Origin of the sequence: Chitinophaga deserti, assembly GCF_003149455.1 — a bacterium.
GTDB lineage: Bacteria > Bacteroidota > Bacteroidia > Chitinophagales > Chitinophagaceae > Chitinophaga > Chitinophaga deserti.
The window spans coordinates 128,860-154,564 of sequence record NZ_QFFK01000005.1 but is presented as its reverse complement, the minus strand read 5'-3'; the positions used below and the strand labels follow the sequence as shown (position 1 = coordinate 154,564).

The window sequence follows — 25,705 nt, the reverse complement described above, 5'->3', positions numbered from 1 at the left end:
TTCCTTTTCCTTATCATTTGAACATTCACGCGGTTACTCCTGCATTTCGCTACGACGATATCTGAAGGAGGCCTGAGCCGGTTTTACACCGGCCAGGCCTCACTTGAATACAGTTATCAATCGAATTTCAGGTCCAGACCAAGGCCTCTCAGCTCATGGATCAGTACGTTGAAGGACTCAGGAACACCCGCTTTCGGGATGTTATCGCCCTTAACGATCGATTCGTAAGCTTTCGCACGGCCCACGATATCGTCGGACTTGATGGTGAGCAGCTCTTGCAGGATGTTGGACGCACCGTAGGCTTCCAGTGCCCACACCTCCATCTCACCAAAACGCTGACCACCGAACTGGGCTTTACCACCCAGCGGCTGTTGCGTGATGAGAGAGTAGGGTCCGATGGAACGGGCGTGCATCTTATCGTCCACCATGTGGCTAAGCTTCAGCATGTAGATGATACCTACTGTTGCTTTCTGGTGGAAGCGTTCGCCTGTTTCGCCATCGCTCAGGTAAGTGTGGCCGAAGCTCGGCAGTTTCGCTTCTGTGATGTAGCTCGCGATTTCTTCGGTGCTGGCACCGTCGAAGATCGGAGTTGCGAAGCGAACACCCAGTTTCTGACCTGCCCAACCGAGTACGGTTTCGTAGATCTGACCAAGGTTCATACGGGAAGGTACGCCCAGTGGGTTCAGTACGATATCTACCGGTGTACCATCTTCCAGGAACGGCATGTCTTCGTCACGCACGATCTTGGCAACGATACCCTTGTTACCGTGGCGGCCCGCCATCTTATCACCTACTTTCAGCTTACGTTTGCTGGCCAGGTAAACCTTCGCCAGTTTCAGTACGCCTGCAGGCAGTTCGTCACCGATGGAGATATTGAATTTCTCGCGTTTATAACGGCCCAGCTCCTCGTTGTACTTGATGTTGTAGTTATGGAGCAGGGTATTGATCTGATCGTTGGTATCCTGATCGGTAGTCCAGCCAAGCGGGTTAACGTTCTGGAAGTCCACATTCGCCAGGTTCTTGTTGGAGAACTTGGAGCCTTTGGAAATCAGTACTTCACCGTAGGTGTTGGTGATACCGGCAGAAGTTTTTTCCTTCAGCAGGGTCAGCAGTTTGCTCATCAATACTTCGAGCAGATCTTCCTCGTTCTTCTGGTGAATTTTCTCCAGTTTCTCGAGAGCTGCTTTCTCGCGCGTCTTGGAGTTTTTGTCCTTTTTAGCACGGGAGAACAGTTTTTTATCGATCACCACGCCTTCAGTAGACGGGGGTGCTTTCAGAGATGCATCTTTCGCATCGGAAGCTTTATCACCGAAGATCGCGCGGAGCAGTTTCTCTTCCGGAGAAGGATCGCTTTCACCACGGGGAGTGATCTTACCGATAAGGATATCGCCTTCCTTGATGTGAGCACCTACGCGGATGATACCGTTCTGATCCAGATCCTTAGTGGCTTCTTCGCTCACGTTCGGAATATCCGGAGTCAGTTCTTCTTCACCCAGCTTGGTGTCGCGCACTTCCAGTTCATATTCGTCGATATGGATGGAGGTGAACCAGTCTTCTTTAGCTACGCGTTCGGAGATTACGATAGCATCCTCGAAGTTGTAACCTTTCCAGGGCATGAACGCTACTTTCAGGTTGCGGCCCAGTGCCAGCTCGCCGGCGCGGGTTGCGTAACCTTCTGTCAGGAAGTCCCCTTCTTCCACCTTCTGTCCTTTCTTAACGGCGGGACGGAGGTTGATACAGGTGCTCTGGTTGGTTTTAACGAATTTGGTCAGCTGGTAGATGATCAGGTCATCTTCAAAGCTTACCAGTTTCTGCATTTCGTCGCGCTCGTAGCGAACGTGGATTTCGTTGGCGTCAACGAATTCCACCACACCTTTACCTTTGGAAGTGATCTGCAGGCGGGAATCGCGTGCAGCCTTACCTTCCAGGCCGGTACCCACGATGGGAACCTGCGGAGCGATCAGCGGAACAGCCTGACGTTGCATGTTCGATCCCATGAGCGCACGGTTGGCGTCATCATGCTCGAGGAACGGAATCAGGGAAGCGCTCAAACCTACGATCTGGTTGGGAGCTACGTCCATGAATTCTACTTCTCCCGGGTCTAGGATCGGGAAATCACCGGTTTCGCGGGATTTCACTTTATCGCCGGTAAACGCGCCTTTCTCATCGAGCGGAGCGTTGGCCTGTGCAATTTTAACGGAATCTTCTTCTTCAGCGCTCAGGTACTCGATCTTGTTCATATCTACTTTACCGTTGTTTACCTTGCGGTACGGTGTTTCGATGAAGCCCATCTCGTTCACCATGGCGTGTACGCACAGGGTGGAGATCAGACCGATGTTCGGACCTTCAGGTGTTTCAATGGTACAGAGACGGCCGTAGTGGCTGTAGTGTACGTCACGCACCTCAAAGCCTGCACGCTCGCGGGACAGACCACCGGGCCCGAGTGCGGAGATACGACGCTTGTGCGTGATCTCTGACAGGGGGTTGGTCTGGTCCAGGAACTGGGAAAGCTGGCTGGTACCGAAGAAGGAGTTGATCACGGAAGAAAGTGTTCTTGCGTTGATCAGGTCTACCGGAGTAAATACCTCATTGTCACGAACGTTCATACGCTCGCGGATGGTACGGGCCATACGCGCCAGGCCTACGCCGAATTGCGCATACAGTTGCTCGCCCACGGTGCGTACACGACGGTTAGACAGGTGATCGATATCGTCGATCTCCGCTTTACCGTTGGTCAGCTGCACGAGGTATTTAATGATCGAAATAATGTCTGCCTTGGTGAGCACCTTCATATCGAGCGGTGTCGGCAGTCCGAGTTTACGGTTGATCTTGTAACGGCCTACGTCGCCCAGATCATAACGTTTGTCGGAGAAGAATAATTTATCGATAATGCCCCTTGCTGTTTCATCATCCGGCGCATCGGCACCGCGCAGTTGGCGGTAGATGTGCTGAACGGCTTCCAGTTCGGAGTTTGATGTGTCTTTGTTGAGGGTATTGTAGATGATGGCAAAGTCTCCGCTCACTTCTTCCTTCTGCACAAATACGGATTTAACACCCATATCGGTGATCAGTTCGATGTTCGCTTCGTCGAGGATAGAGTCGCGCTCAAGCACGATTTCATTCCTTTCAATGCTCACTACTTCGCCCGTGTCTTCATCCACGAAATCTTCTACCCAGCTGCGTAAAACGCGGGCAGCCAGCTTTTTGCCGGCGTATTTCTCAAGATTTTTGCGGTCTGCTTTTACTTCATCTGCCATACCGAACAGCTCAAGGATGTCCTTGTCTGTTTCATAGCCGATAGCCCTTAACAGGGTGGTAACCGGGAACTTCTTCTTACGGTCGATGTAAGCGTACATCACGTTATTGATGTCTGTCGCAAACTCCATCCAGGCACCTTTGAAAGGGATCACCCTTGCAGAGTAGATCTTGGTACCGTTGGGATGCACGGACTGTCCAAAGAACACACCGGGCGAACGGTGGAGCTGGGATACTACTACCCGCTCTGCGCCGTTGATAACGAAGGTACCCCTGGGGGTCATGTAGGGAATGTTCCCGAGGAACACATCCTGCACAATGGTTTGGAAATCGACGTGTTCTTCGTCGTTACAGCTGAGGCGAAGTTTCGCTTTCAGCGGAACGGAATACGTCAAACCCCGCTCAATACATTCTTCGATGGTATAACGCGGAGGGTCCACGAAATAGTCCAGGAATTCCAGATTGAAGATATTTCTGGTATCTGTGATCGGGAAGTTTTCCTTGAATACTTTAAAAAGGCCTTCGTTGTTACGCTTGTCTGGTGTGGTTTCTAATTGGAAGAAATCCTTGAAAGATTGGATTTGGATAGCCAACAGATCCGGTGTCTCAGCAACTTGTTTGATCTTTCCAAAATTTACTCTTTCGTTAGTTTGGGCTTTTTTTAGAGACATATTCGAAGTTAGCAGTTAATATGACTTGTATTGAATAAGGGAAATTAACGATTCTTTGCCAAAAACATCCAATTTCTTGTATTTCAACCATCACGGCAGGTAATTTCCCGTTTGCCGGTCATGCTGGAAAAGATACGTTCCCAAAGGGAATAAGGCCAAAAAGTACCGGAGCACTTTTTGACCTTAAAAAGAATGTATATTAAACAAAGAATTACTGAATTTCTACGTCAGCGCCAGCTTCAGTCAGCTTCGCTTTCAGATCTTCTGCTTCTGCTTTGCTAACGCCTTCTTTCACTGATTTCGGTGCGCCGTCAACCAGTTCTTTGGCTTCTTTCAGACCGAGGCCGGTCAGGTCTTTTACAACCTTAACAACGTTCAGTTTGCTTGCGCCAGCAGATTTCAGTACTACGTTAAATGCAGTTTTTTCTTCAGCAGCAGCAGCGGGACCGTCGCCAGCAGCTACAACAACTGCAGCAGCAGCAGGTTCGATACCGTATTCGTTCTTCAGAACGTCTGCGAGTTCCTGTACTTCCTTAACAGTAAGACCTACTAATTGTTCAGCTAATGCTTTTACGTCTGCCATTGTATGATGTTTTTGAAATGTTTTTAAATTGTTGAATTTGAATATATTGTGACTTGGAAGCCAATGTTGTAACCGATTACTCGGCTGCGGGAGCTGCTACTTCTGCAGGAGCTTCTCCACCTTCTTTCTTGCCTTTCTCGAGCAGGGCAGCGATTACGCGCTTAGCAGGAGATTGCAGCAGACCGATAACTTCGCCGATGAGCTCGTTCTTGGTCTTGATTTTCACCAGGTTAGCCAGCTGGTTGTCGCCCAGATAAATTTCGTCAGCTACAAATGCAGCTTTCAGAACGGGTTTCTCCAGTTTAGCATTTGCCTTACGGAAAGTGCTCAGGATCAATGCAGGCTCTTTCGGGCTGTCGGAGAACATCAGGGCAGTAACGCCATTCAGTGCTTCGTAGATACCCTGGTATTTCTCACCATCCAGGCTTTCAAGGGCCTTTTTGATCAGGGTATTCTTCGCCACTTTCATTTCCACGTTCTTGTCGAAACAAACCTTTCTCAGGTGGTTCACCTGCGCTACCGACAGAGACTCGGTATTGGTGATATAGAAGTTGTTGTATTGAGTAAACTTGCCTTTCAGCAGCTCAATCACTTCATTTTTTTGCTCTTTGTTCATTGCAATTTGTTTAACATTGACTGCTTACTGCCTTCATTGCCTTTCGGCTCCGGCACCAACGGCCGTCAATTAGTTTTGAACAGATTTAGTGTCGATTACGATACCAGGGCTCATGGTCGCTGCCATGCTCAGACCTTTCAGGTAAGTACCTTTCGCAGTAGCCGGTTTCAGCTTGATAATCGCGTTGATCAGCTCCTGGCTGTTCTGTTCGATTTTCTCAGGTGCGAAAGAAATACGGCCGATAGAAGCGTGGATGATACCAGCTTTATCTACCTTGAAAGTGATCTTACCGCCTTTCACCTCGTTAACAGCAGCTGCTACGTCGTTCGTAACAGTACCTGTTTTAGGGTTAGGCATCAGGTTACGGGGACCCAGGATCTTACCCAGTTTACCGATTTTCGGCATGGTTGCGGGAGTCGCAATGATCACGTCTACATCAGTCCAGCCACCTTCGATCTTAGCGATGAAATCATCCAGACCTACGAAATCAGCACCAGCTTCTTTCGCAGCAGCCTCTTTATCAGGCGTGCAAAGAACCAGTACTTTCTTGGTTTTACCAGTACCGTGAGGAAGCGTTACAGAACCACGGATGGCCTGATCAGCTTTCTTGGGATCAACGCCCAGGCGGATGTGCAGATCGACAGAAGAGTCGAATTTGGTGCAGTTAATATCTTTAACAATGGTGGAAGCCTCTTTCAGGCTGTAAGCCTTATTCTTGTCCACCTTCGTATCAGCTACTTTTCTTTTTTTCGTTGCCATTTTCAGAATGTTTTACTTAGTTCCTGCTTACACAGGGTGAACAATTTAGTTTTCCCAGGGAGCTTTACCGTCTACGGTGATACCCATGCTGCGAGCAGTACCGGCAACCATTTTCATGGCACTTTCCAGCGTGAAGCAGTTCAGGTCGGGCATCTTGTCCTGCGCAATAGCTTCAACCTGCGCCCAGGATACTTTACCCACTTTGTTACGGTTAGGCTCTTTGGAACCACTCTGAATCTTCGCTGCTTCCAGCAGTTGAACCGGAGCAGGAGGAGTTTTGATAACGAAATCGAAGGATTTGTCCGTGTAAACAGTCAGTAATACCGGTAATACCTTACCCACTTTATCCTGGGTACGGGCATTGAACTGTTTGCAGAACTCCATGATGTTCACACCTTTCGAACCCAAAGCAGGGCCAATCGGAGGAGCGGGATTGGCTTGGCCGCCTTTCACCTGCAATTTCACATACGTTGCAATCTCTTTTGCCATTGTGTTGTTTTTAATTTGGTTAAACGTCTCCCCTTCCGTTCCCGGAAGATGAAACTCCCAAAACTCAAAAGTCGTCGTTAAAAGACATTTTAAGGGGGATGCAAAGGTAGGTAATATTTAATTGATTCGCAAAAAATATTTGGACTTCGGCATTTTTTTTGCTATTATACGGGGATAGGAAATTTACTTTATGACTAAGGAGCTGTAAATGAACGGGATATATCTCTATGGCCGAGGTCTGCAAAGTTACCTCTTTTTACCCGGATTTCCTCTGTCACCCGCTTTTCTTCCATTATTTTCTCCCCATCCCTCCCCGCTTTTCATTAAATTTATCCCCCAAAACCCGTTTTGTAATGTTGCTTCTCTTTTTTTCGCTTCTTTTTCAATCACCAGAAAACATCTCCCCACGCATGAAAAACACCGTGATTTTTACCGGCTCCTATTCCGAAGCCTCTAAAGATGGCATCCACGCCATGATCATGCTGGACAAAGCACCATATTCCAGGGGCCTCCGTGGCTTTAGTGGTATCCAAAACCCCTCATTCCTCAAATTTTCCGCAAAGCATAAAATGCTCTATGCCGTTTCTGAAGTAGCAACTGGTACAATTCAGGCATACGCCGTTGAATCCGTCGGCGGGTCAAATACCCCGGGCCTGTCTCCTGCCGGATCCCCGCAACCCGCGGGCAACGGGCCATGCCACATCTCCATTGACGAGCAAAGCCGCTACCTCATCGTCTCCAATTATGGAGGAGGCAGCCTCGCTGTATTCCCGCTCGATAACACCGGTATCCCCCGGCCGGCAATTCAACGGCTGATTTTCAGCGGCAATGGTCCAAACCCATCGCGCCAGGAAGCCCCGCATGCCCATTCGGCTATCTTCTCGCCCGACGGAAAACAAGTACTTGCTGCAGACCTAGGGACAGACCGCATCTATGTATACGAATACGAACCCGGTCACGCCAACCGCCCCCTGTCACCAGCCAAACAGCCCTTTGCCCTCACCGTTCCCGGGGGAGGTCCCAGGCATATGGCGTTCTCCGCGGATGGCAAACTGCTATTTGTTGTCCTCGAACTGACAGGCCAGATACAGACTTTCCGCTACCAGAACGGTGCCCTTACTCCCCTGCAAACCGTTTCCGCCGCGCCTGCTTCTTATAAAGGAGATAATTTCAGCGGTGCTGATATCCACCTGTCTCCTGATGGCAAATTCCTGTATACTTCCCTCCGTGGCGACGTTCACCATATCACCATTTTCCATATTTCGGGGAATGAACTGAAGCTTGCCGGCCACCAGGACCTCAACGGGCGCAAGGAACCACGCAATTTCTGTCTTTCGCCGGATGGTGCATTCCTCTATTGCGGATTGCAGAAAAGCGGGGTAATTGCGATATTTAAAAGGAATGCAGAAACCGGGCTTCTCACAGACACGAACATTGCTATCGAGGTCCCTTCCCCTGTTTGCCTCGAGCCCATGCAATAATTGCGTGTGGCAACAGGCAAAAGTTGCTGATACATGTATTTCGTAACTTCATGGTCTTAAACCCCTTAGTTATGAAACGCACGTGTTTGTTTATCGCAATTGTCTGCAGTACATTCTTATCCGTCAAAGCACAGGACGAAGCCGCCCAGAAAGCCTGGATGGATTACATGACGCCAGGCCCCATGCATAAAATGATGGCGATGGGTAATGGTACATGGAATACTGACCTCACATTCTGGATGTCGCCAGACGGGCCTTCCTCTAAATCCACAGGTTCTTGTACCAATCGTATGATTCTTGGTGACCGTTACCAGGAAACAGTTCATACGGGAGATATGGGAGGCATGCAATTCGAAGGGCATGGTATAACCGCCTACGACAATGCCAGAAAGGTTTTCCAATCCATTTGGTACGACAACATGGGTACTGGTATTATGGTCCTGGAAGGCAAGCTGGATGAAGCTACCCGGACGCTGACACTTACCGGAACATCCACTGACCCCACTGGTAAGCCGATGGGTGTTCGGGAAGTTTTCAAATGGGTTGACGACAACACGCAGTGGATGGAGATGTACATGATGCAGGACGGGAAAGAATTTAAGAGTATGGAAATGAAACTAACCCGGAAATAAGGCGTTGGTTTCTTAAAGAATTTTATGCGGCTGCGGTAACGCGGCCGTTTTTTTGTTACTCCAATAAGCCTGCAAATGGCAGTATCCCAATACACTGCAACTTCACCATTATTACGCCGGTACTGCTTTAATGCGTAACAATACTGTTACAATATGGTTAGAGGCCATTATAATACGGTTAGAAGATGGCCACAGTACGATTACAGCGCTACTACAGTATGACTACAGTATGATTACAGTGCTATTACAGTATGATTGCAGCGCGATTACAGCGCGATTACAGCGCGATTGCAGCCTAATTAGTGAAGGTTTATAGTCCAGGTACAGTCCGTTTACAATACTGTGTTCCTTTTGGGGTATACAGGCTAAATTCCCATCATCCTTCTATGAACTCTGTTCTTGCGAATTGTGGGCATAAAAAAAGAGGCTGCCTTGATGGCAACCTCTTGAATATGGTAAAACCAGTATTAGCTGATTTTTTCTACCTGCATGAAGTTCAGCTCTACCGGTGTGGCGCGGCCGAAGATCTTTACGGTAACCTTCAGTTTCTTCTTGTCTTCGAGTACTTCTTCGATGACACCGTTGAAGTCGTTGAAAGGTCCGTCGATGATCTTGATGGTTTCGCCGACGATGAATGGTTCGCTCATGGTGAGGCCCTGATCGGAGATCTCATCCACTTTACCGAGCATTTTATTGACTTCGGCTTTACGGAGAGCGATGGGCTTTTCTTTACCGAGGAAGTGGATCACGCCTGAAACGTTACGGATGGCCTGAATCACTTCGTCATTCATTTTCCCGTCGATGGCTTCGATCATCACATAACCGGGGTAGAAGTTTTTTTCGCGCATTACTTTTTTACCGGCTTGCACTTTATAAACTTTTTCCACGGGCAGAAATACCTGAGTGATCACGTTGCCCCAGTCGCTGCGGCGTACTTCGATATCCAGATATTCTTTTACTTTCTTCTCCTTGCCACTCACCACGCGCAGCACGTACCATTTGGTTTCCTGAGTGGGGATTTGGGCTTCATCCATTATTGAAACAGTTTATAGTATTGCGATAAAACCAGGTGGGAAGCTGTGTCCATACCCCAAACCATCAGTGTGATGATGATGGTGGCGACCAGAACGATCATGGTGGAGGACTGCAGTTCCTGCCAGGTAGGCCAGGATACTTTATGTACCAGTTCGTGGTAGGATTCTCTGAAGTAGTTGGTGATTTTGTTCATGCTGAAAATTTCTAGGGACTGAAGTTAAAAAACAATCCTGTTATGAACGATAAAAATTGCCTTCAAGGGAAATTGCGGATTTTTTTAATGGAAATCTGCAATTTAACTTTCCGGCAATTTACATTTTTAATCAGCACGGGCACTAGGATTCGAACCCAGATCAAAGGTTTTGGAGACCCGTATGCTACCGTTGCACCATGCCCGTGTATAAGCCATCAGTATCTTTCACTTTCACCGTCTGTAAAGATAATCTTTGGAAGATTACTTGTGTTAGAACTGATGGCTTTTTTTTATTTTCTCAGTAGTTAAACTACCGATTGATTATTTCAGGATATCAGTCACCTGACCAGCACCTACGGTACGGCCACCTTCGCGGATAGCGAATTTCAGACCTTTTTCCATAGCGATCGGCTGGATCAGTTTAACAGTCAGACCGATGTTATCACCAGGCATAACCATTTCAACACCTGCAGGCAGTTCAACCTCACCAGTTACGTCCGTAGTACGGAAGTAGAACTGAGGACGGTATTTCTGGAAGAAAGGAGTGTGACGGCCACCTTCTTCTTTGCTCAGTACGTAAACTTCGCATTTGAAGTCGGTGTGCGGAGTGATAGAACCGGGCTGGCAGATAACCATACCACGACGGATCTGAGTTTTCTCAATACCGCGGAGGAGCAGACCGGCGTTGTCACCAGCTTCACCTTCGTCCAGCAGTTTTTTGAACATCTCAACGCCGGTGCAGGTAGATTTCATAGATTCTGCTTGCAGACCTACGATCTCAACGTTCTCACCAACTTTGATACGACCACGCTCGATACGACCGGTAGCAACAGTACCACGACCGGTGATAGAGAATACGTCTTCCACAGACATCAGGAACGGTTGATCAACCGGACGGGGAGGCATGGGGATGTAAGTATCTACAGCTTCCATCAGCTCCTCGATTTTGCCAACCCACTGGGGATCGCCTGCGAGAGCGCCGGTAGCGGAACCCTGGATGATGGGAACATTATCACCGTCGAAACCATAGGAAGACAGCAGTTCGCGAAGCTCGATTTCAACGAGTTCCAGCAGTTCGGCGTCGTCTACCAGGTCTACTTTGTTCATGAATACAACCATACGGGGAACACCTACCTGGCGAGCGAGCAGAACGTGCTCTTTCGTCTGGGGCATAGGACCGTCGGTAGCAGCTACTACGAGGATAGCACCGTCCATCTGGGCAGCACCGGTGATCATGTTTTTCACATAGTCAGCGTGGCCAGGGCAGTCAACGTGAGCATAGTGACGATTTGCAGTCTGATACTCTACGTGTGCTGTATTGATGGTGATACCTCTTTCTTTTTCTTCAGGAGCCGCGTCAATTTCATCATAACCTTTCTTCTCAGCCAAGCCCTTGTTTGCCAGAATTGTAGTAATGGCAGCAGTCAAGGTAGTTTTACCGTGGTCAACGTGACCAATGGTACCAATGTTAACGTGGGGTTTATCCCGCTTGAAGGTTTCTTTTGCCATTGTATTTTTTTTTAAGATGGTTTGTAAAGTTTATTGCTTTATAGTTGTTTTAAAACTTACTTAACAAACTGGAGCCCGCCGCAGGAATTGAACCCGCTCCTTTTCGCTTACATGCGAAACGCTCATCCATTGAGCTTACCGACTGAGTTAAACTTCGAATTTCGGATACCGGCCACGGAAATTTCCCAGAAGGAGTTTTCCGGTCACCCAGCATCCGAAATCTTGTGAGCTGTTGATGAGAATTGAACTCACGACCTCTTCCTTACCAAGGAAGTGCTCTACCCCTGAGCTACAACAGCGTTGATGGTGCTTTAAGAGCGGGAGACGAGGTTCGAACCCGCGACCTACAGCTTGGAAGGCTGTCGCTCTACCAACTGAGCTACTCCCGCACATCGCCTTGCATCTCTTCAATTCCCCCCATGCACATAAAGCGCAAAGCTTAACAAAATAATGGTGGGCAGGACAGGATTCGAACCTGTGAAGTCGAAACAGCGGATTTACAGTCCGCCCCATTTGGCCACTCTGGAACCTGCCCAACTTAAATAACTTTCGAGCCAGCAGAGGGATTCGAACCCCCGACCCACTGATTACAAATCAGTAGCTCTGGCCAACTGAGCTATGCTGGCATTCTTTTGTCAAGAAAAAGCTTAACATTCTTGCTAAAAGGGAGTGCAAAATAAGGGTGAATTTTTTGATAAACCAAATATTTTTTTTCACTCCGAAAACATTTTTCCAAACTACCTAAAGTCGGCTAAAATGCCCTACAGCAAAGAACTTTACTACCTTCGCCGATCCCTTTTTGAATCGGGATGGCAAAGGTAGTAAAGAGAACAATATTTCCAAAATTATTTTGAGATTTTAATGTAAATTCTTTTCCTTCTTACGCTTAATCTGGGTTACAAGGCTATCAAACGCAAGATCGAAGGACTCTTCGAAGGATTTGCTCTCATGCTTTACAAAGAAACTATGGCGGGGTACATTTACGCGGATCTCCGCAATCTTGTCTTTTACCTGGTGGGCTAACTGATCTAACTTCAGGAAAATTTCTACTTGTACAATCTTGTCATAGAAGGTGGATAGTTTTTGGATTCTCTTATTCACATGATCAATTAATTTGGCGTCAGCATCAAAACGCACAGTTTGAATTTGAACATTCATAGCACTAAAATTTAACATTTAACAATCTGATTTCAAATTAGTAGTCATTCATCATAGGCGCGTCTTTTATATAAAGAACTGTATTACTAATATACACAAACTTCCAACTCAAAGCTCTATGCGACCCACTAAAAATTTTGTTAAAATGACCATAGTGTAATGTTAACCCCTTTTATCCCCTCATAAGATGACGCACGTCACCCGAAGAACTGTTTCTCCTTAGTGCATTTTTCTGTCAATATAAGTTTTGATACTATCCCCTCGGATGCGCCTGACGGTGCACCCGCCGAAGCTTCTCTATCGTATTGTGCGTATAGACCTGGGTTGAAGCCAGACTTGCATGCCCCAGCAACTCCTTCACCGCATTGATATCCGCCCCGTTATTCATCAGATGCGTCGCAAACGTATGCCGCAGCACATGCGGACTGCGCTTCTTCAGCGTTGTTACCTGCTCCAGCGCACGCCGCACCGTCCGGTATACATACCATGGCTGCACCGCCCGCCCGTCTTGCAGGCACAGCAGCGCTTCGCCTGTATAACCCGGCAGCAGTTCATCGCGCCGTGCTATGTATTCGCGCAATTCTGCCAGCACGGCCGGCCCCAGCGGTATAATGCGTTCCTTATTCCCCTTACCCAGCACTTTCATTTGCCCGTTGGAAAAATCCACACTCCTGTCGCGCAGCCCGGTAAGCTCCGCACGCCGGATTCCGGCATGGTACAGCAGGCGCAAAATGATCCGTTGCGTGTTACCGGCAAAATCGTCTCCGAACAGCGGGAGATCCTCCCCTGCACGGTTCGCTTCCACCAGCTCCATCACATGCTCATCCACAAACACGGGTAAGCGGCCAGGAAGTTTCGGTCCCGAAACACGGGCCATCGGGCTTTGCTTTACCGCGCCTTTGCGTAATGCGTACTTATAAAAGGATTTAAGGGCCGACATCTTCCGCCGGATGGTAACAGCCATTGCAGGCGGTTGCGCCCGTTTATGGGCATCTTCTGCCTTTTTACGACCTTCCAGACCGAGGGCAAGCCACGACTGTACATGCGAAGCCTTTACGCTTTCGAAGGGAATACCGCCATATTCGTCATGCAGATAGGTAAAAAACTGGCTGAGATCAAGGCAATAGGATTGCACCGTATGCGGTGAGTACCGCTTTTCGAGGGAGAGGTAGGCGAGGAAGTCCTGCGCCAGAGGTGGTAGGTGCGCTTGATCCAATACAAAAAAATTGATGATTGTAAAGATATAACATTCCTTACAATCATCAATTTCGTGTATAGAAAAGAATCAGTATCGAATTATTGATCGAACTTACCGGTCGCTACCTGCAGTTTGTAAACTGCTTTCAGCACCTGTGTGCGGCGACGGATAGACGGCTTGGTAAATGACTGACGCTCTCTCAGTTGCAGCAGAATTTTCGCTTTCTCAAATTTCTTTTTATACTTTTTGAGCGCTTTGTCAATGTTTTCGCAATCTTTGGAATCGATGATTAACATATTTATCCTTTATTCTGTTTTACAGTATATTTTTACGGATGGCAAAGATAAGTATTCCTTTTTTATTTCCAAAATTAAATCACCATTTCTTCCCCCGGCAATTCTCCATTAAATTTGTGGGATTATGTTTACTGGTATAATAGAAACAATGGGCATTGTAGCCGATGCCAGGCCCGGTGGCGGCAACCTGGAACTCACTATCCAATCACCCCTGGCCTCCGAACTCAAGATCGATCAGAGCGTATCTCATAATGGTGTCTGCCTTACCGTCACCTCCGTGGAAGCCGACCGCTACACTACCGTAGCCGTAGCAGAAACCCTGCAGAAAACCAATATCGGCGCCCTCCGCCCCGGCCAGGCCGTGAACCTCGAAAGGGCCATGGTCTTCAACAGCCGGATCGACGGGCACATTGTACAGGGCCATGTAGATGGAACTGGCGTTTGCCGCTCTGTGGAACCGCAGGACGGCAGCTGGGTATTCCGGTTCGGATTCGACCCCTCCTTCGCCCCGCTTATCGTGGAAAAAGGATCCATATGTCTCAACGGTATCAGTCTTACCGTATTTGATATTGCCGACGATGCATTTTCAGTTGCCATCATCCCATATACTTTCGAACATACCAATATCCGGCATCTGCAACCCGGCGACCCCGTAAACCTGGAATTCGACATCCTGGGCAAATACGTGGCGCGCCAATTACAAACCCAAGCGAAACCATCCCTGACAACATGAACCATCCCATTACAGACCTGCTGGGCATACGGCATCCCGTGATTATGGCTCCCATGTTCCTCGTCAGCAACGAGGCCATGGTAAGCGCCGCCATCCGCAGCGGCATCGCGGGCACCTTCCCTTCCCTCAACTACCGGAAGGAAGGCGAGCTGCATGCCCTCCTGGAAAGGCTCAACGCCGTCCGTGCCGCCCACCCCGGCGGTAACTACGGCGTAAACCTCATCGTTCAAAAAACGAACCCGCTCTATAAAAAGCACCTGGATGCCTGCGTGGCAGCCAAAGTTCCGTTTTACATCACCTCCCTCGGCAATCCCCGTGAAGTCATCGACGCAGCCCACTCCTATGGCGCCAAAGTCTTTTGCGATGTCACTAACCTTGAGCACGCCCAGAAAGCAGCACAGGTTGGTGCCGACGGTTTTATCGCCGTATGCTCCGGTGCAGGCGGCCACGCCGGCCCCTACCCTATGCATGTTCTCATCCCCGCTCTGGAAAAAGCCTTCCCCGGCATGCCCATCGTTGCGGCAGGCGGCATCGCTTCCGGTAAGCAAATGGCCAGTGCCATGGTACTAGGTGCTGATGGGGTTTCCATCGGCACCCGTTTCATTGCCAGCCCCGAAGCCAATGTGAGCGATGAATACAAACAGGCTATCGTGGATCATGGCATGGAAGACATCGTGCTTACCGAGCGCCTTTCCGGTACACCCTGCAACATCATCAATACCCCGGCCGCACAGAAACTTGGCTACAAACAAAGCAACTGGGAGAAATGGTTGTCGCGCAACCCGCGTACAAAGAAGTATTTCAAGATGATGGTACAGCTCAAAGGCATGAAAATGCTGGAGAAAGCAACCAAACCAAATTATTATAACCAATTGTGGAGTGCAGGACAAAGCGTGGAGATGGTAGACGGCATTGAGCCGGTGGAATCTATCATTGCACAGCTGACGGAGGAGTACCAAAAAAGTTTTCAGCCTTTCTGCTCATGAATGATATCAATCGTTATAAGGCCCGGCTTTCTGTCGCGGCCTTTTTCTTTTTAAATGGATTATGCTTTGCTTCCTGGGCTTCCCGCATCCCTGCGATACAGGAACACCTTGCACTGAGCGAAGCCGCGCTCGGCAGCCTTCTTCTCTGCATACCGGTTGGCGCTCTCATTTCCCTCCCCATCGCAGGCTGGCTCGTAACCCGCTCCGGCAGCCGCCCGGTTATGATATTAGCTGCGGTGTTGTATGCCGTATTCCTCTTCTGCATCGGCCAGGCAGGTAACCCCTGGATACTCGGGTTCGTCCTTTTCCTGTTTGGCTTCGCAGGTAACCTGGGTAATATCTCCGTAAATACACAGGCTGTAAGTGTGGAAGCATTATATGGCCGGTCCATCATGTCATCCTTCCATGCCGTATGGAGCCTTGCGGGGCTTGCAGGTGCCGGGATCGGTACGCTGATGGTAACCCTCCGTACACCTCCTTCCCAGCACTTCATGATGGTGGCGGGTGCAGCACTGCTACTGGTCATCCTTTCTTTCCGGAACGCGCTGCCGCATACCAAAACCGCCGGCGGCCATCAGCCAATATTTGTGAAACCTGATAAAACCCTCATCAGTCTGGGCATCATCGCTTTCTGCTGCATGATCTGCGAAGGCACGATGTACGACTGGAGCGGGGTATACTTTGCGAAGGTAGTAGAGGCCGATCCGGGAAAGGTGACCATCGGGTACACTGCTTTCACTGCTGCCACCACCTCTGGGCGCTTTATCGGCGACTGGCTCACCAAACGCTTTGGCATCCTCGGTATGCTGAAAGGCAGCGGTATATTAGCAGCGTCCGGCCTTTTACTCTCAGTCGCCTTCCCTACAGTATGGTTTTCTGCCCTGGGCTTTTTCCTGGTAGGCCTTGGCGTGTCTACCGTAATTCCCCTTGTGTATAGTGAAGCCGGGCGTAGTAAAACGATGAGCCAGAGCATGGCACTTGCGGCAGTAAGTACTTTCGGCTTTTTCGGTTTTCTGCTGGGGCCTCCGCTGATCGGGTTCATTGCACAGGCTTCAGGGTTACGGATTTCTTTCCTGTTCATCGCGGTAATGGCCTCCATGATCACGGTAATGGCGGTGCGGAAATCGCGCGGGACAAACGGAGGGAAATAAAACTTATTATCTTTGCGCCATGTCAGAAACACCGAATTTTCAGGAAGGCGCTGTGCTGTTGATCAATAAACCCTTGACCTGGACCTCGTTCGACGTTGTCCGCAAGATCCGCAATACCACCAAAGCCAAGATCGGCCATGCCGGTACCCTGGACCCTCTCGCTACCGGGCTCCTCATTTGCTGTACCGGCAAAATGACCAAGAAAATCAATGAATATCAGGCGAAAGAAAAAGAATATACCGGCACCTTTACATTAGGCGCCATAACCCCTACATTCGACCTCGAATCAGAACCGCAGGACCATCAGCCCGTTCCTGAGCTGGACAAAGCCGCACTGCAGGCAATTGCCGACAAATTCACCGGCCCTCTTCAGCAGTTACCTCCCATCCACTCTGCCATCAAACAAAACGGCAAGCCCATTTACCACCTCGCCCGCAAAGGTGTGGAAGTAAAAGTGGAGCCCCGTTCCATCGTGATTCATGCGTTTGAAATTACTGCGGTGGAATTACCCGTGGTACACTTCCGAGTGGAATGCAGCACCGGTACATACATCCGTTCGCTGGCCAATGACTTCGGTGCAGCAGTAGGTTGTGGCGGTTACCTCAGCAGCCTTTGCCGTACTCGCATCGGCCCCTTCAAACTGGAAGACGCCATGGATGTGGTACAATTCATCGAGGAATACAAGAAAATGCAGGAAACTCAGAACGGATAGCCGATCGCTACGTTCCAGATGATATTGTCGCGGCGCCAGCGGCCTTCGCCGAGCGTCCATTCACCTAAATACCAGCCTTTGCTGTTCTGGGTGGGGTAAGGTTTCTTGAGGGGTATGCCCCAGTCGAGGCGGATCACGAAGTAACTGAAATCCAGCCGCACACCAGCACCTGTGCCGATGGCAAGATCCTGATAGATATTCATGAGCTTAAATGCCGCTCCAGGCCTGCTGGTGTCTGTCTTCAGCATCCATATATTACCAAAATCCAGGAAGGTAGCTCCTTTCAGCATCATGGTTCCGCCAAATAAGCGGAGAATGTTGAACCGGTATTCCACGTTCCCTTCGAAGCGCATATCCCCAGTCTGATCCGGGAATATTGTAGCGGTATAAGATGTATCGCGGTAAGAACCTGGGCCCAGTGTACGCAGGCGCCATGCGCGGATGCTGTTAGGTCCGCCCGATGTAAATTGCCTTACATAAGGTAATACATCACTTTGCCCGTAAGGCAGGCCTAATCCCAGGTAGGCCCGGGTTGCCACGCTGCTGCGGTTGTAGTTCCAGAAATGACGGTAGTCCAGATCCAGCCGCACAAACCGCGAGATCTTCACATTCGCGGCTGTCTCAAGATTATCGCGCTTATTGGTAATCACATTCAGCAAACTGTTCACCCCTTCCAGCCAGGCTCCCGATTCTTCAAGGGCTGCACGGAAGTAAGTATTTTGCTTCTTATGAAAAATATCGTCGTTACTGAAGGTATACACTACTGCTTCTCCACCAATGAATGCCGGCTCGAAGCTGCGCTGCAGGTAAGGGTTTTCCTTTACCACCGTATCCCGGAACTCAGGCGTTAAGGTTACGCCAACATAGTTCAGGTTGAAGGGCTTCACGTTCCAGCGCTTGTAAATAGACTCGTTCCATTCATAACCCAATGCCCCGGTTACCGTACGGATATTGAACTTATCGATACGGCGAAGGTTGTTATACCCGGCTGAAATACGGGTTTTGGCGGTAGACTTGTAATTCTGCCGCACCCGGAACGGAAGTGCGAAGCGGGGTAATACATAATCTGCATTCACACCATATTCCTGCGCCTGCATGGAAAGGCCCACACGGTTCTGGTTCCGCAGCTCGATACCGCCTTTAACAGTAATATGCAGCTCGTTGGCTGCACGGTTCAGGTTGAAGTGACGGTACCCCACTGATATGGCACTACCAACAGCATAATCGTTGGATGTAGTTACGTCGAAGTTGGTGCTGAATTCCTGCTTTTTACGGGGTGATAACTGGATGTAGGCATCCAGCTTCTGCACAGTATCCTTAGCATCTTTATACTGCAGGCTCACGAATTGCCAAAGGTTGAGATCGTACAGGCGGTTGATGGTATTGCTGTAGTTGGAAGTGGAATACCGCTCGTTTGGCCGCAACTGAATAGCACGCGCTAATACCCGTGGCCTTACGATGTTCTGATGGTATTTGATGGTAAAGTTGCGTGTTTCGGTAGTATTGAATGCAGTATCGTCCGGGCTTTCCTGCAGGGCCATGTCCGGGTACACGATAATCTTGTTGAGGAAGAAAAGTTTGGTCTGATCGCTGGCGGAATCTTCGGGGGGTACAACTGCCACTTCCACATCAAGCGTGGGTTTCTCGTCTGCCCGGATGACGTTGGGCATCACCTCAAAGGGGTTCAGGGGATCTACAAAGAGCGATTTGTTCAGCGTATCTACCGTGAAAATAACCAGGTCGCGGTTGAATTTGTAATACCCGGCATCCCGGATAAGACGGGTGAGGCGCTCCCTTTCACTACTGAGGTCAGATGCCTTGTAGGGCACATCCGTTTTCAGGAGCGACAGCCGCTCTCCGTCCTTCACTACCTTCGCGATGGCGGAATCAGGAATATCGTAAGTGATTTTGCGGACAATGAAATTCTTACCGGTATTAACATCGTAGGTAACGGATGCTTTCCGGCCGCTTTCGCTTTGCCGCGTTTGTATGGTTGCATAGAAATAACCCTGGTTATTCAGATAGGCAACCATGCGCTGTACAGATTCCTTTGTTTTGACCGAATCGTAAATCACCGGGGCTTCCAGGTTCCGTTCACTGAGCATGAGGTTCCAGAACCAGTTACTCTTTTTCTCGTAATTCTTCTGATTATAAAGCCACACCTTCAGGCGGGAACCCAGGAATTTTCGGTTGGGCTGCTGCAGCTGGAGCGAACGGGATGACAGGTCGTTTTTCAGATCGTTCTTTTCGCTGGAAGCAACCGGCCCGGTCACTTCCACATCGGTATCTACGAGCAGGCTCTGATTTTCCTGAAGGTAACGGGTATTGGAGCAGGCCGTCAGAAACAGGCATACCATTAGCCAGAGCAAGCGCTGGTGGGGTAATCCGGAAGTGGATGGGTATGTCGGTTTCTTCACTGTAAGATTGAATTAACGGGTAAGTGCCGCTCCCGCCATGGCGGGACATGTTGGCTGAATGCCGGATTTCACGTAGGTTTGACCCTATGTTATCAAAGGCGCAAATTAAATATATTACCGGACTACAGCACAAAAAATACCGTCAAAAATTTGGCCAGTTTGTCGCTGAAGGAGATAAGATCGTACAGGAGTTGCTGGAAAACGGTGCTGGCGTGAAGACTATATTCGCTACCCGGGAGTGGCTGCTCGATAACCGGGCACTCGCCGAAAAGGCCGCAGCAGTGGAAGTGCTGGAAGTAACACCTGAAACCCTTCGGCAGCTAAGTTCCCTCTCCGCTCCCAACCGTGCCCTCGCCCTCGCCGATATCCCGCCTGCCCGCGATTTTGTTCCGGAAGGCGTTTCCCTCGCCCTCGAAACCATCCAGGACCCCGGCAACCTCGGTACTATCATTCGTATAGCCGACTGGTTTGGCATCCGCCAGATCGTTTGCTCACCCGATTGTGTGGACGCTTACAACGCCAAAACCATCCAGGCTACTATGGGCAGCTTCCAGCGGGTATCCGTTATCATCCGCGATATCCCCCAGTTCCTGGAAAAACATGCCGCCCTCCCCTCCTATGCCGCCACCCTTCATGGCAACGATATCACCCTCACTAAAAAAGTAACGGAAGGCATCCTGCTCATCGGAAACGAATCACGCGGATTGAGCGAAGAAGTGCTCCGCCGCAGCAGCCATCATATCACCATTCCGCGTATCGGCCAGGCCGAATCACTGAATGCAGCCGTAGCAGCAGGTATTATCTGCGGAAGACTGCTTATTTAAACTGAATGGCCCGCACCGGTAAAATCCTCCGGATGAGCATAGACGGGATGATGAGGATTAATACGCACACTGCCAGCGTACCCACGTTGATGAGTGCCACTTTCCACCACTGAATGGCGATTGGTGCCACCGACATGTAATATGACTCTTCCGGCAACCGGATGAAGCCCGTGTATTGTTGCAGTAAAGCCAGGCCCAGCCCAAGAATATTCCCGATAATGATGCCCACCACTACAATGTACCCCGCCTGGTAAAGGAATATGCCCTGAATGGAAGTGTTCCGCGTACCAAGGGCTTTGAGGATGCCTACCATATTGGTACGCTCCAGGATCAGGATAAGCATGGCTGTGATCATATTGATGACGGCCACAATGGTCATGATGATAAGGATAATAGTCTCGTTCTTATTCTGGAGCCCCAGCCAGTCGAAGATATTGGGGTAAATCTCCTGCATGCTGCGCATCCCCAGCTCGGCATCGCTGATTTCGTCGCTGATGAGGGAGGCAGCTGCGTCCATATCCCGAAATCGGTGGAGGTGTACTTCGTAGCCCCCGATATTATCGGGCGCCCAGTCGTTCAGCCGCCGGATGAGGTTGATATCCCCTACGATATAGGTTTTATCATATTCTTCGATACCGGTTTTGTATATGCCGCAGATGGTAAGCTTCCGCGCGCGGGGCTGTTGCCCGTCGCCCTGCATGAAATAAATAATAATTGCATCGTTCAGCTTCAGGTTCAGTAATGCCGCAGTGCTCGCGGAAATAATAACCTCGGGAGCATACCCGCTGTCGGTTGCCCGGGTGGCACGGCCTTCCGTAATAAACGGCAGCGCCTGCCCGCCGTTTACCCCTTTAAATATCATCCCTTCCGTTTCCCGGCCTTTTTTAACGATAACTGACTTGGTGGCGAAAGGGCTGACGGAACTCACCAAGGGGATAGCGGAAAGTCGCTTTTCGAGGGCACTGTCTTCCGGGAAAGGGCTCGGTTCGGCATTGGGCCCTCCCGTTTCACGGTACTCCGTGATATGGTAATGCCCCCAGAAACTGAAGATTTTATCGGAAATCACCTGCTGAAACCCGCTGATCATTGCCGTGGCGATAATCATCACCGCAACACTGAATGCAGTAGCCGCCATTGCGATGTTGATGATGAACCGTGAAAAGGAGGAAGAACGGTTAAAAGCTATCCTTCCGGCAATAAACATGGAGATGCGCATGGCGCGAATTTATACATTTTAGAAATTCATTGTAAATTACAGCTATGAGGACAGTCGCATTTGTTTGCTGCACCCTGGCGGCATTATTGTTTTTCCCCGGCGCCAATGGTCAGGTTAACAGCATCACGCCCGACCATATTTACCACCAGAACATCGCTACCGTGAAGCTGACCCCGCCCGGCGAAATGCTTGGCCTTCCCATATTATCCCTCAATTCGGGCGATCAGCTCGAGCTGCAGTTCGATGATCTGCAAAACGAGATCAAATCTTACTTTTATACCCTTCAGCTCTGTAATGCAGACTGGACGCCTGCCCAGGTTAATACCATCGATTACCTCCGTGGCTTTTCGGAAGTACAGATCCGCGATTACCGGTTTTCGTCAGTAGCCCTGCAAAAGTATGTGCATTACAAGGCCCGCATCCCCAGCGCTAACTCAACGCCCACACGGTCAGGCAATTACCTTCTGAAAGTTTACCTCGATGGTGATACCAACCGCCTGGCCTTTACCCGCCGCCTCATGGTCATCAACAGCAAGGCGGGGGTAGCCGGATGGATCTCCCAGCCAACCAACCCGAAGTTTTTCCGCAATTCCCAGAAAATTAATGTTTCCGTCAATACGAAAGGCCTCAATGTCCAGAACCCCTTTGATCAGGTGAAGATCGTTATCCAGCAGAATTTCCGCTGGGATAATGCCATCACAAACATCAAACCTATGTTCATCAAGGGCGATGTGATTGAGTATAACGCGGAGCAGGATTGTATTTTCCCTGCAATGAAAGAATGGAGGTGGGTTGATCTCCGGAGCTTCCGCCTGCAAACGGAGCGCGTTCAAAACACGCAATACCTCCGCAATGGTACCGTGATCAACGTAATGCCCGATGTACCACGCGATAACCAGATCTACCAATACCTCCGGGATATCAATGGCATGTTCGATCCTTCTACTATCGAAGATTATAATATCCAGTTCGAAGGGGATTACGCCCGTGTTAACTTCTCCTTTCCCATGAAAGAACCCTTTGCCGGTTATGATATGTACATTTTCGGTGAGCTAACCCAATATGAAGCGAACGACCGTAATAAAATGACCTGGAACGGCGAGAAGGGAGCTTATGAAGGCGCACTGTTTCTCAAACAGGGCTACTACAATTACGTGTACGGACTGGTAGACCGCACCAACCGCAACTCCGTTTTAAGCACGGAACTAACGGAAGGGAACTGGTGGGAAACAGAAAATGCCTACACCATTCTCGTTTATTACCGCACGCTCGGCGGGCGGCACGATGAACTCGTAGGCATGCTCCGTATGAATTCCCTCACTAACAGGCAGCGATAATTAACCTGAAATCGATCTGATTCCGGAAACAGAAAATGCCTACACCATTCTCGTTTATTACCGCACGCCCGGCGGGCGGCACGATGAACTGGTAGGCATGCTCTGTATGAATTCCCTCACTAACAGGCAGCGCTAGCGCACAGGGTGCACATCCGGCACCTGCGGATCGGATTGATAAATTGACTGTCTTAATTTTACAATGTTTGCCGCGCCGCGCTTGATTATAATCCGCGTACCACGGTCGTATGTGAAATACCGGTATATCCAGTTGATCATCACCACCAGCTTATTCCTGAAGCCCAGCAAATTAAGCAGGTGCACCACCATCCAGGCTATCCAGGCAATATAGCCGCTCAGCCTGATGCCGGCAAACTCAGTTACCGCACGGTTCCGGCCAATAGTGGCCATAGATCCCAGATCCTTGTATCTAAAAGGTTTCTGCGCCTGCCCTTTCAGCTGGTGTGCAATGTTTTTGCCCAGCTGCTTCCCCTGCTGCATGGCCACCTGAGCCACCATAGGGTACCCTTTGGAGAAACGCTCATCATTCACCATCATGGCAATATCACCTACGGCATAAATATTCTGTGTGCCTTTTACTAGGTTCAGATCGTTTACGTGCACGCGGCCGTTGGGCAACATGGCTTCTTCCGGCAGGCCGGGTATAGACATTCCCTTAACACCCGCCGCCCAGATGAGCGACTGCGTTTGCAGGGTTTCCCCATTGCCCAGGGTAAGCGTAAGGCCGTCATAATCTTTCACAGCCACATTTGTGAGCACTTTCACACCAATATGCTCCAGTGATGCTTTTGTTTTTTTGCTCGTTACTTCAGACATGCCCGCCAGTACACGGGGCCCTGCTTCAATGAGGTACACATCCATCAGGTGGATGGGCAGCTCAGGATAATCTTTCGGGAGAATATATTTCCGCAGCTCTGCGAATGCCCCTGCCAGCTCTACCCCGGTAGGCCCGGCGCCTACCATCACGAAGTTCAGCTTGGGACGGATGGAGGCCTCATCAGAGATCAGCAGCGATTCCTCGAACTGCTTCAGCACGTAATTCCTGATCTGCACGGCTTCAATGAGCGATTTCATGCCTATAGCGTGCTCCTCGATCATTTTGTTGCCGAAAAAATTGGTATTGGAACCCGTGGCAAGCACGAGGTAGCTGTAAGAGATATCACCAATGTTGGTTTCCAGTACATTATTGTTAGCATCCACACTTTTCACCTCTGCCATGCGGAAGTGGAAGTTCTTTTGGTTTTTGAAGATGCCACGGAGGGGGAAAGCAATACTGTCCGGCTCAAGACCTGCAGTTGCTACCTGGTAAAGTAACGGCTGAAAGAGATGATAGTTGTTCCTGTCGAGCAGTACCACCTGTACAGGGGCTTTTCTGAGTGATTTGGCAAGATTGATCCCGGCAAACCCGCCGCCAACGATCACGACCCTGGGAAGTGTTGAATCCGGTAAATTCGGTTGTATCATGGTTTGTGCATTTAGGATGGTACAACACCTTGGCCACAAATGCCATACCACCGAAACAATTCTCAAAATTACAAAACTTTCAGGATAAAATGAAAGATTTGAAAATATAGACATAATTATTCAGGAATCAGGCCACGTTAGCCGGGATATATTACAGTTAAAACAGTCGTTTGACTGATTGGCCTGCAAAGAAAAAGGCGCACCCCGGAAGGGATGCGCCGTGCTTAGTTGTGTATGTTTTTGAAAGATCGAAACTACTTGAGGGCGAGGTGCAGGGCGGTAGCCAGCAATGCGCCGATAATTGGGCCCACAACGGGTATCCAGGCATATCCCCAGTCGCTGTCGCGCTTTCCTTTGATGGGCAGAATTGCGTGTGCAATGCGGGGCCCGAGATCGCGGGCCGGGTTGATGGCGTAGCCGGTAGGACCGCCAAGTGACAGGCCGATACCCAGTACAAGAAGTGCTACTGGCAGTGCATCTACGGCACCGAGGCCCACATCACCTTTGGCGATGTAAAACACCCCGAAAATGAGGACAAACGTACCGATGATTTCTGTTACCAGGTTGGGGATAGTACTGCGGATGGCGGGTGCCGTGCAGAAAATACCCAGTTTGGCATCCGCGTCGGGCGTGATGTCGAAATGCTGTTTATAAGCGGCATAAACACCACATGCGCCGAGGAATGCTCCCAGCATCTGGGCACCTACATACATAGGCACCTGATCCCAGGTGATATTGCCGGCAGCAGCCATGGCGATAGTAACTGCGGAATTGAGATGCGCGCCACTGTATGCTCCTACGGCAAATACGCCTACGAAAACGGCCATGGCCCAGCCCATGGTAATAACCATCCAGCCGCCGTTCTGGCCTTTGCTTTTGTTGAGCAGGCAGTTAGCCACCACCCCGTCGCCAAGGATGATCAGGAGCGCCGTGCCGATAAGCTCTGCGAGAAAAATTGACATAGTCGGGAAT

General features: G+C 49.7%; 23 protein-coding genes and 5 tRNA genes. 8 read left to right on the top strand and 20 right to left on the bottom strand.

The genetic code is table 11. From position 1 onward, the window contains the following. Nucleotides 1-116 precede the first annotated feature (116 nt). From rpoB to rplK, 5 genes are all read right to left on the bottom strand, one after another. Complete coding sequence (gene rpoB, locus DEV76_RS13000; RefSeq protein WP_109698345.1) at nucleotides 117-3,926, bottom strand: DNA-directed RNA polymerase subunit beta; 3,810 nt, start codon at nucleotides 3,924-3,926, stop codon at nucleotides 117-119. A gap of 211 nt (nucleotides 3,927-4,137) precedes the next feature. After that, entirely contained in the window at nucleotides 4,138-4,509 is a 372-nt protein-coding gene (gene rplL, locus DEV76_RS12995) for a 50S ribosomal protein L7/L12 (protein WP_109698344.1), read from the bottom strand. Nucleotides 4,510-4,585: 76 nt separating this feature from the next. Then, on the bottom strand, nucleotides 4,586-5,125 hold the full coding sequence (gene rplJ / locus DEV76_RS12990; protein WP_109698343.1) for a 50S ribosomal protein L10: 540 nt from the start codon (nucleotides 5,123-5,125) through the stop codon (nucleotides 4,586-4,588). A gap of 69 nt (nucleotides 5,126-5,194) precedes the next feature. After that, a complete protein-coding gene (rplA, locus tag DEV76_RS12985; protein ID WP_172621379.1) occupies nucleotides 5,195-5,884 on the bottom strand; it encodes a 50S ribosomal protein L1 in 690 nt (229 codons plus the stop codon). 45 nt (nucleotides 5,885-5,929) lie between these two features. After that, nucleotides 5,930-6,373 (bottom strand): 50S ribosomal protein L11, encoded by a 444-nt coding sequence (gene rplK, locus DEV76_RS12980; protein WP_109698341.1) that lies wholly within the window; start codon nucleotides 6,371-6,373, stop codon nucleotides 5,930-5,932. Nucleotides 6,374-6,783: 410 nt separating this feature from the next. Here rplK and DEV76_RS12975 point away from each other — a divergent pair, with 410 nt between their 5' ends. Both DEV76_RS12975 and DEV76_RS12970 read left to right on the top strand, forming a co-directional pair. Beyond that, nucleotides 6,784-7,854: a lactonase family protein gene (locus DEV76_RS12975; RefSeq protein WP_157962873.1), complete on the top strand. Its 1,071-nt coding sequence runs from the start codon at nucleotides 6,784-6,786 to the stop codon at nucleotides 7,852-7,854. Nucleotides 7,855-7,925: 71 nt separating this feature from the next. Next, nucleotides 7,926-8,486, top strand: coding sequence for a DUF1579 domain-containing protein (locus tag DEV76_RS12970; RefSeq protein WP_109698637.1), 561 nt, complete (start codon nucleotides 7,926-7,928; stop codon nucleotides 8,484-8,486). A gap of 467 nt (nucleotides 8,487-8,953) precedes the next feature. Here the strand turns inward: DEV76_RS12970 and nusG are convergent, their stop codons facing one another. The 11 genes from nusG to rpsU form a co-directional block, all read right to left on the bottom strand. Further along, a complete protein-coding gene (gene nusG, locus DEV76_RS12965) occupies nucleotides 8,954-9,520 on the bottom strand; it encodes a transcription termination/antitermination protein NusG (protein ID WP_109698339.1) in 567 nt (188 codons plus the stop codon). Further along, nucleotides 9,520-9,714 carry a preprotein translocase subunit SecE gene (gene secE / locus DEV76_RS12960; protein ID WP_109698338.1) on the bottom strand — a complete coding sequence of 65 codons (195 nt, stop codon included), beginning with the start codon at nucleotides 9,712-9,714 and terminating at the stop codon, nucleotides 9,520-9,522. Before secE ends, nusG begins: the two co-directional genes overlap by 1 nt. Before the next feature lie 134 nt (nucleotides 9,715-9,848). Continuing rightward, nucleotides 9,849-9,919: transfer RNA gene (locus tag DEV76_RS12955), tRNA-Trp, on the bottom strand. A 116-nt stretch (nucleotides 9,920-10,035) separates the two neighbouring features. Further along, nucleotides 10,036-11,223: an elongation factor Tu gene (gene tuf / locus DEV76_RS12950; protein ID WP_109698337.1), complete on the bottom strand. Its 1,188-nt coding sequence runs from the start codon at nucleotides 11,221-11,223 to the stop codon at nucleotides 10,036-10,038. Nucleotides 11,224-11,450: 227 nt separating this feature from the next. After that, nucleotides 11,451-11,522: transfer RNA gene (locus DEV76_RS12945), tRNA-Thr, on the bottom strand. A gap of 17 nt (nucleotides 11,523-11,539) precedes the next feature. Further along, nucleotides 11,540-11,612 (bottom strand) — tRNA-Gly (locus tag DEV76_RS12940). Nucleotides 11,613-11,674: 62 nt separating this feature from the next. Then, nucleotides 11,675-11,758 (bottom strand) — tRNA-Tyr (locus tag DEV76_RS12935). 17 nt (nucleotides 11,759-11,775) lie between these two features. After that, nucleotides 11,776-11,849, bottom strand: a tRNA-Thr gene (locus tag DEV76_RS12930). A gap of 232 nt (nucleotides 11,850-12,081) precedes the next feature. Continuing rightward, on the bottom strand, nucleotides 12,082-12,381 hold the full coding sequence (locus DEV76_RS12925; protein ID WP_109698636.1) for an HPF/RaiA family ribosome-associated protein: 300 nt from the start codon (nucleotides 12,379-12,381) through the stop codon (nucleotides 12,082-12,084). A gap of 253 nt (nucleotides 12,382-12,634) precedes the next feature. Beyond that, nucleotides 12,635-13,597: a tyrosine-type recombinase/integrase gene (locus tag DEV76_RS12920; protein WP_109698336.1), complete on the bottom strand. Its 963-nt coding sequence runs from the start codon at nucleotides 13,595-13,597 to the stop codon at nucleotides 12,635-12,637. Between the two features lie 80 nt (nucleotides 13,598-13,677). Beyond that, nucleotides 13,678-13,875, bottom strand: coding sequence for a 30S ribosomal protein S21 (gene rpsU, locus DEV76_RS12915; RefSeq protein WP_109698335.1), 198 nt, complete (start codon nucleotides 13,873-13,875; stop codon nucleotides 13,678-13,680). A 124-nt stretch (nucleotides 13,876-13,999) separates the two neighbouring features. On the opposite strand from rpsU, the gene DEV76_RS12910 reads away from it, so the two are divergent. From DEV76_RS12910 to truB, 4 genes are read left to right on the top strand one after another with little or no spacing between them, the layout of a single operon-like run. Continuing rightward, nucleotides 14,000-14,608 (top strand): riboflavin synthase, encoded by a 609-nt coding sequence (locus DEV76_RS12910; protein WP_109698334.1) that lies wholly within the window; start codon nucleotides 14,000-14,002, stop codon nucleotides 14,606-14,608. Further along, nucleotides 14,605-15,594, top strand: coding sequence for an NAD(P)H-dependent flavin oxidoreductase (locus DEV76_RS12905; RefSeq protein ID WP_109698333.1), 990 nt, complete (start codon nucleotides 14,605-14,607; stop codon nucleotides 15,592-15,594). The genes DEV76_RS12910 and DEV76_RS12905 overlap by 4 nt, the downstream gene beginning before the upstream one ends. Next, nucleotides 15,591-16,745 carry an MFS transporter gene (locus DEV76_RS12900; RefSeq protein WP_109698332.1) on the top strand — a complete coding sequence of 385 codons (1,155 nt, stop codon included), beginning with the start codon at nucleotides 15,591-15,593 and terminating at the stop codon, nucleotides 16,743-16,745. Before DEV76_RS12905 ends, DEV76_RS12900 begins: the two co-directional genes overlap by 4 nt. Nucleotides 16,746-16,764: 19 nt before the next feature. Further along, nucleotides 16,765-17,457, top strand: coding sequence for a tRNA pseudouridine(55) synthase TruB (gene truB / locus DEV76_RS12895; RefSeq protein WP_109698331.1), 693 nt, complete (start codon nucleotides 16,765-16,767; stop codon nucleotides 17,455-17,457). Here truB and tamL read toward each other — a convergent pair. Beyond that, a complete protein-coding gene (gene tamL / locus DEV76_RS12890) occupies nucleotides 17,445-19,874 on the bottom strand; it encodes a translocation and assembly module lipoprotein TamL (protein ID WP_157962872.1) in 2,430 nt (809 codons plus the stop codon). The genes truB and tamL overlap by 13 nt on opposite strands. 47 nt (nucleotides 19,875-19,921) lie before the next feature. Here tamL and DEV76_RS12885 point away from each other — a divergent pair, with 47 nt between their 5' ends. Then, nucleotides 19,922-20,698, top strand: coding sequence for a TrmH family RNA methyltransferase (locus DEV76_RS12885; RefSeq protein WP_109698329.1), 777 nt, complete (start codon nucleotides 19,922-19,924; stop codon nucleotides 20,696-20,698). Here the strand turns inward: DEV76_RS12885 and DEV76_RS12880 are convergent. Next, nucleotides 20,691-21,914 carry an ABC transporter permease gene (locus DEV76_RS12880; RefSeq protein ID WP_109698328.1) on the bottom strand — a complete coding sequence of 408 codons (1,224 nt, stop codon included), beginning with the start codon at nucleotides 21,912-21,914 and terminating at the stop codon, nucleotides 20,691-20,693. The two genes, DEV76_RS12885 and DEV76_RS12880, sit on opposite strands and share 8 nt — an antisense overlap. Nucleotides 21,915-21,958: 44 nt before the next feature. Between DEV76_RS12880 and DEV76_RS12875 the strand changes: the two genes are divergently transcribed. Further along, nucleotides 21,959-23,251, top strand: coding sequence for a type IX secretion system plug protein (locus tag DEV76_RS12875; RefSeq protein ID WP_109698327.1), 1,293 nt, complete (start codon nucleotides 21,959-21,961; stop codon nucleotides 23,249-23,251). Nucleotides 23,252-23,383: 132 nt separating this feature from the next. Here the strand turns inward: DEV76_RS12875 and DEV76_RS12870 are convergent, their stop codons facing one another. After that, nucleotides 23,384-24,733 carry an NAD(P)/FAD-dependent oxidoreductase gene (locus DEV76_RS12870; RefSeq protein WP_109698326.1) on the bottom strand — a complete coding sequence of 450 codons (1,350 nt, stop codon included), beginning with the start codon at nucleotides 24,731-24,733 and terminating at the stop codon, nucleotides 23,384-23,386. 254 nt (nucleotides 24,734-24,987) lie between these two features. Continuing rightward, nucleotides 24,988-25,695 carry an MIP/aquaporin family protein gene (locus DEV76_RS12865; protein WP_109698325.1) on the bottom strand — a complete coding sequence of 236 codons (708 nt, stop codon included), beginning with the start codon at nucleotides 25,693-25,695 and terminating at the stop codon, nucleotides 24,988-24,990. Between the last annotated feature and the right edge of the window lie 10 nt (nucleotides 25,696-25,705).

Coding starts and splice junctions, on each gene's coding strand:
- rpoB (WP_109698345.1), bottom strand. CDS start 3,926: ATGTCTCTAAAAAAAGCCCAAACTAACGAAAGAGTAAATTTTGGAAAG.
- rplL (WP_109698344.1), bottom strand. CDS start 4,509: ATGGCAGACGTAAAAGCATTAGCTGAACAATTAGTAGGTCTTACTGTT.
- rplJ (WP_109698343.1), bottom strand. CDS start 5,125: ATGAACAAAGAGCAAAAAAATGAAGTGATTGAGCTGCTGAAAGGCAAG.
- rplA (WP_172621379.1), bottom strand. CDS start 5,884: ATGGCAACGAAAAAAAGAAAAGTAGCTGATACGAAGGTGGACAAGAAT.
- rplK (WP_109698341.1), bottom strand. CDS start 6,373: ATGGCAAAAGAGATTGCAACGTATGTGAAATTGCAGGTGAAAGGCGGC.
- DEV76_RS12975 (WP_157962873.1), top strand. CDS start 6,784: ATGAAAAACACCGTGATTTTTACCGGCTCCTATTCCGAAGCCTCTAAA.
- DEV76_RS12970 (WP_109698637.1), top strand. CDS start 7,926: ATGAAACGCACGTGTTTGTTTATCGCAATTGTCTGCAGTACATTCTTA.
- nusG (WP_109698339.1), bottom strand. CDS start 9,520: ATGGATGAAGCCCAAATCCCCACTCAGGAAACCAAATGGTACGTGCTG.
- secE (WP_109698338.1), bottom strand. CDS start 9,714: ATGAACAAAATCACCAACTACTTCAGAGAATCCTACCACGAACTGGTA.
- tuf (WP_109698337.1), bottom strand. CDS start 11,223: ATGGCAAAAGAAACCTTCAAGCGGGATAAACCCCACGTTAACATTGGT.
- DEV76_RS12925 (WP_109698636.1), bottom strand. CDS start 12,381: ATGAATGTTCAAATTCAAACTGTGCGTTTTGATGCTGACGCCAAATTA.
- rpsU (WP_109698335.1), bottom strand. CDS start 13,875: ATGTTAATCATCGATTCCAAAGATTGCGAAAACATTGACAAAGCGCTC.
- DEV76_RS12910 (WP_109698334.1), top strand. CDS start 14,000: ATGTTTACTGGTATAATAGAAACAATGGGCATTGTAGCCGATGCCAGG.
- DEV76_RS12905 (WP_109698333.1), top strand. CDS start 14,605: ATGAACCATCCCATTACAGACCTGCTGGGCATACGGCATCCCGTGATT.
- DEV76_RS12900 (WP_109698332.1), top strand. CDS start 15,591: ATGAATGATATCAATCGTTATAAGGCCCGGCTTTCTGTCGCGGCCTTT.
- truB (WP_109698331.1), top strand. CDS start 16,765: ATGTCAGAAACACCGAATTTTCAGGAAGGCGCTGTGCTGTTGATCAAT.
- DEV76_RS12885 (WP_109698329.1), top strand. CDS start 19,922: ATGTTGGCTGAATGCCGGATTTCACGTAGGTTTGACCCTATGTTATCA.
- DEV76_RS12880 (WP_109698328.1), bottom strand. CDS start 21,914: ATGCGCATCTCCATGTTTATTGCCGGAAGGATAGCTTTTAACCGTTCT.
- DEV76_RS12875 (WP_109698327.1), top strand. CDS start 21,959: ATGAGGACAGTCGCATTTGTTTGCTGCACCCTGGCGGCATTATTGTTT.
- DEV76_RS12870 (WP_109698326.1), bottom strand. CDS start 24,733: ATGATACAACCGAATTTACCGGATTCAACACTTCCCAGGGTCGTGATC.
- DEV76_RS12865 (WP_109698325.1), bottom strand. CDS start 25,695: ATGTCAATTTTTCTCGCAGAGCTTATCGGCACGGCGCTCCTGATCATC.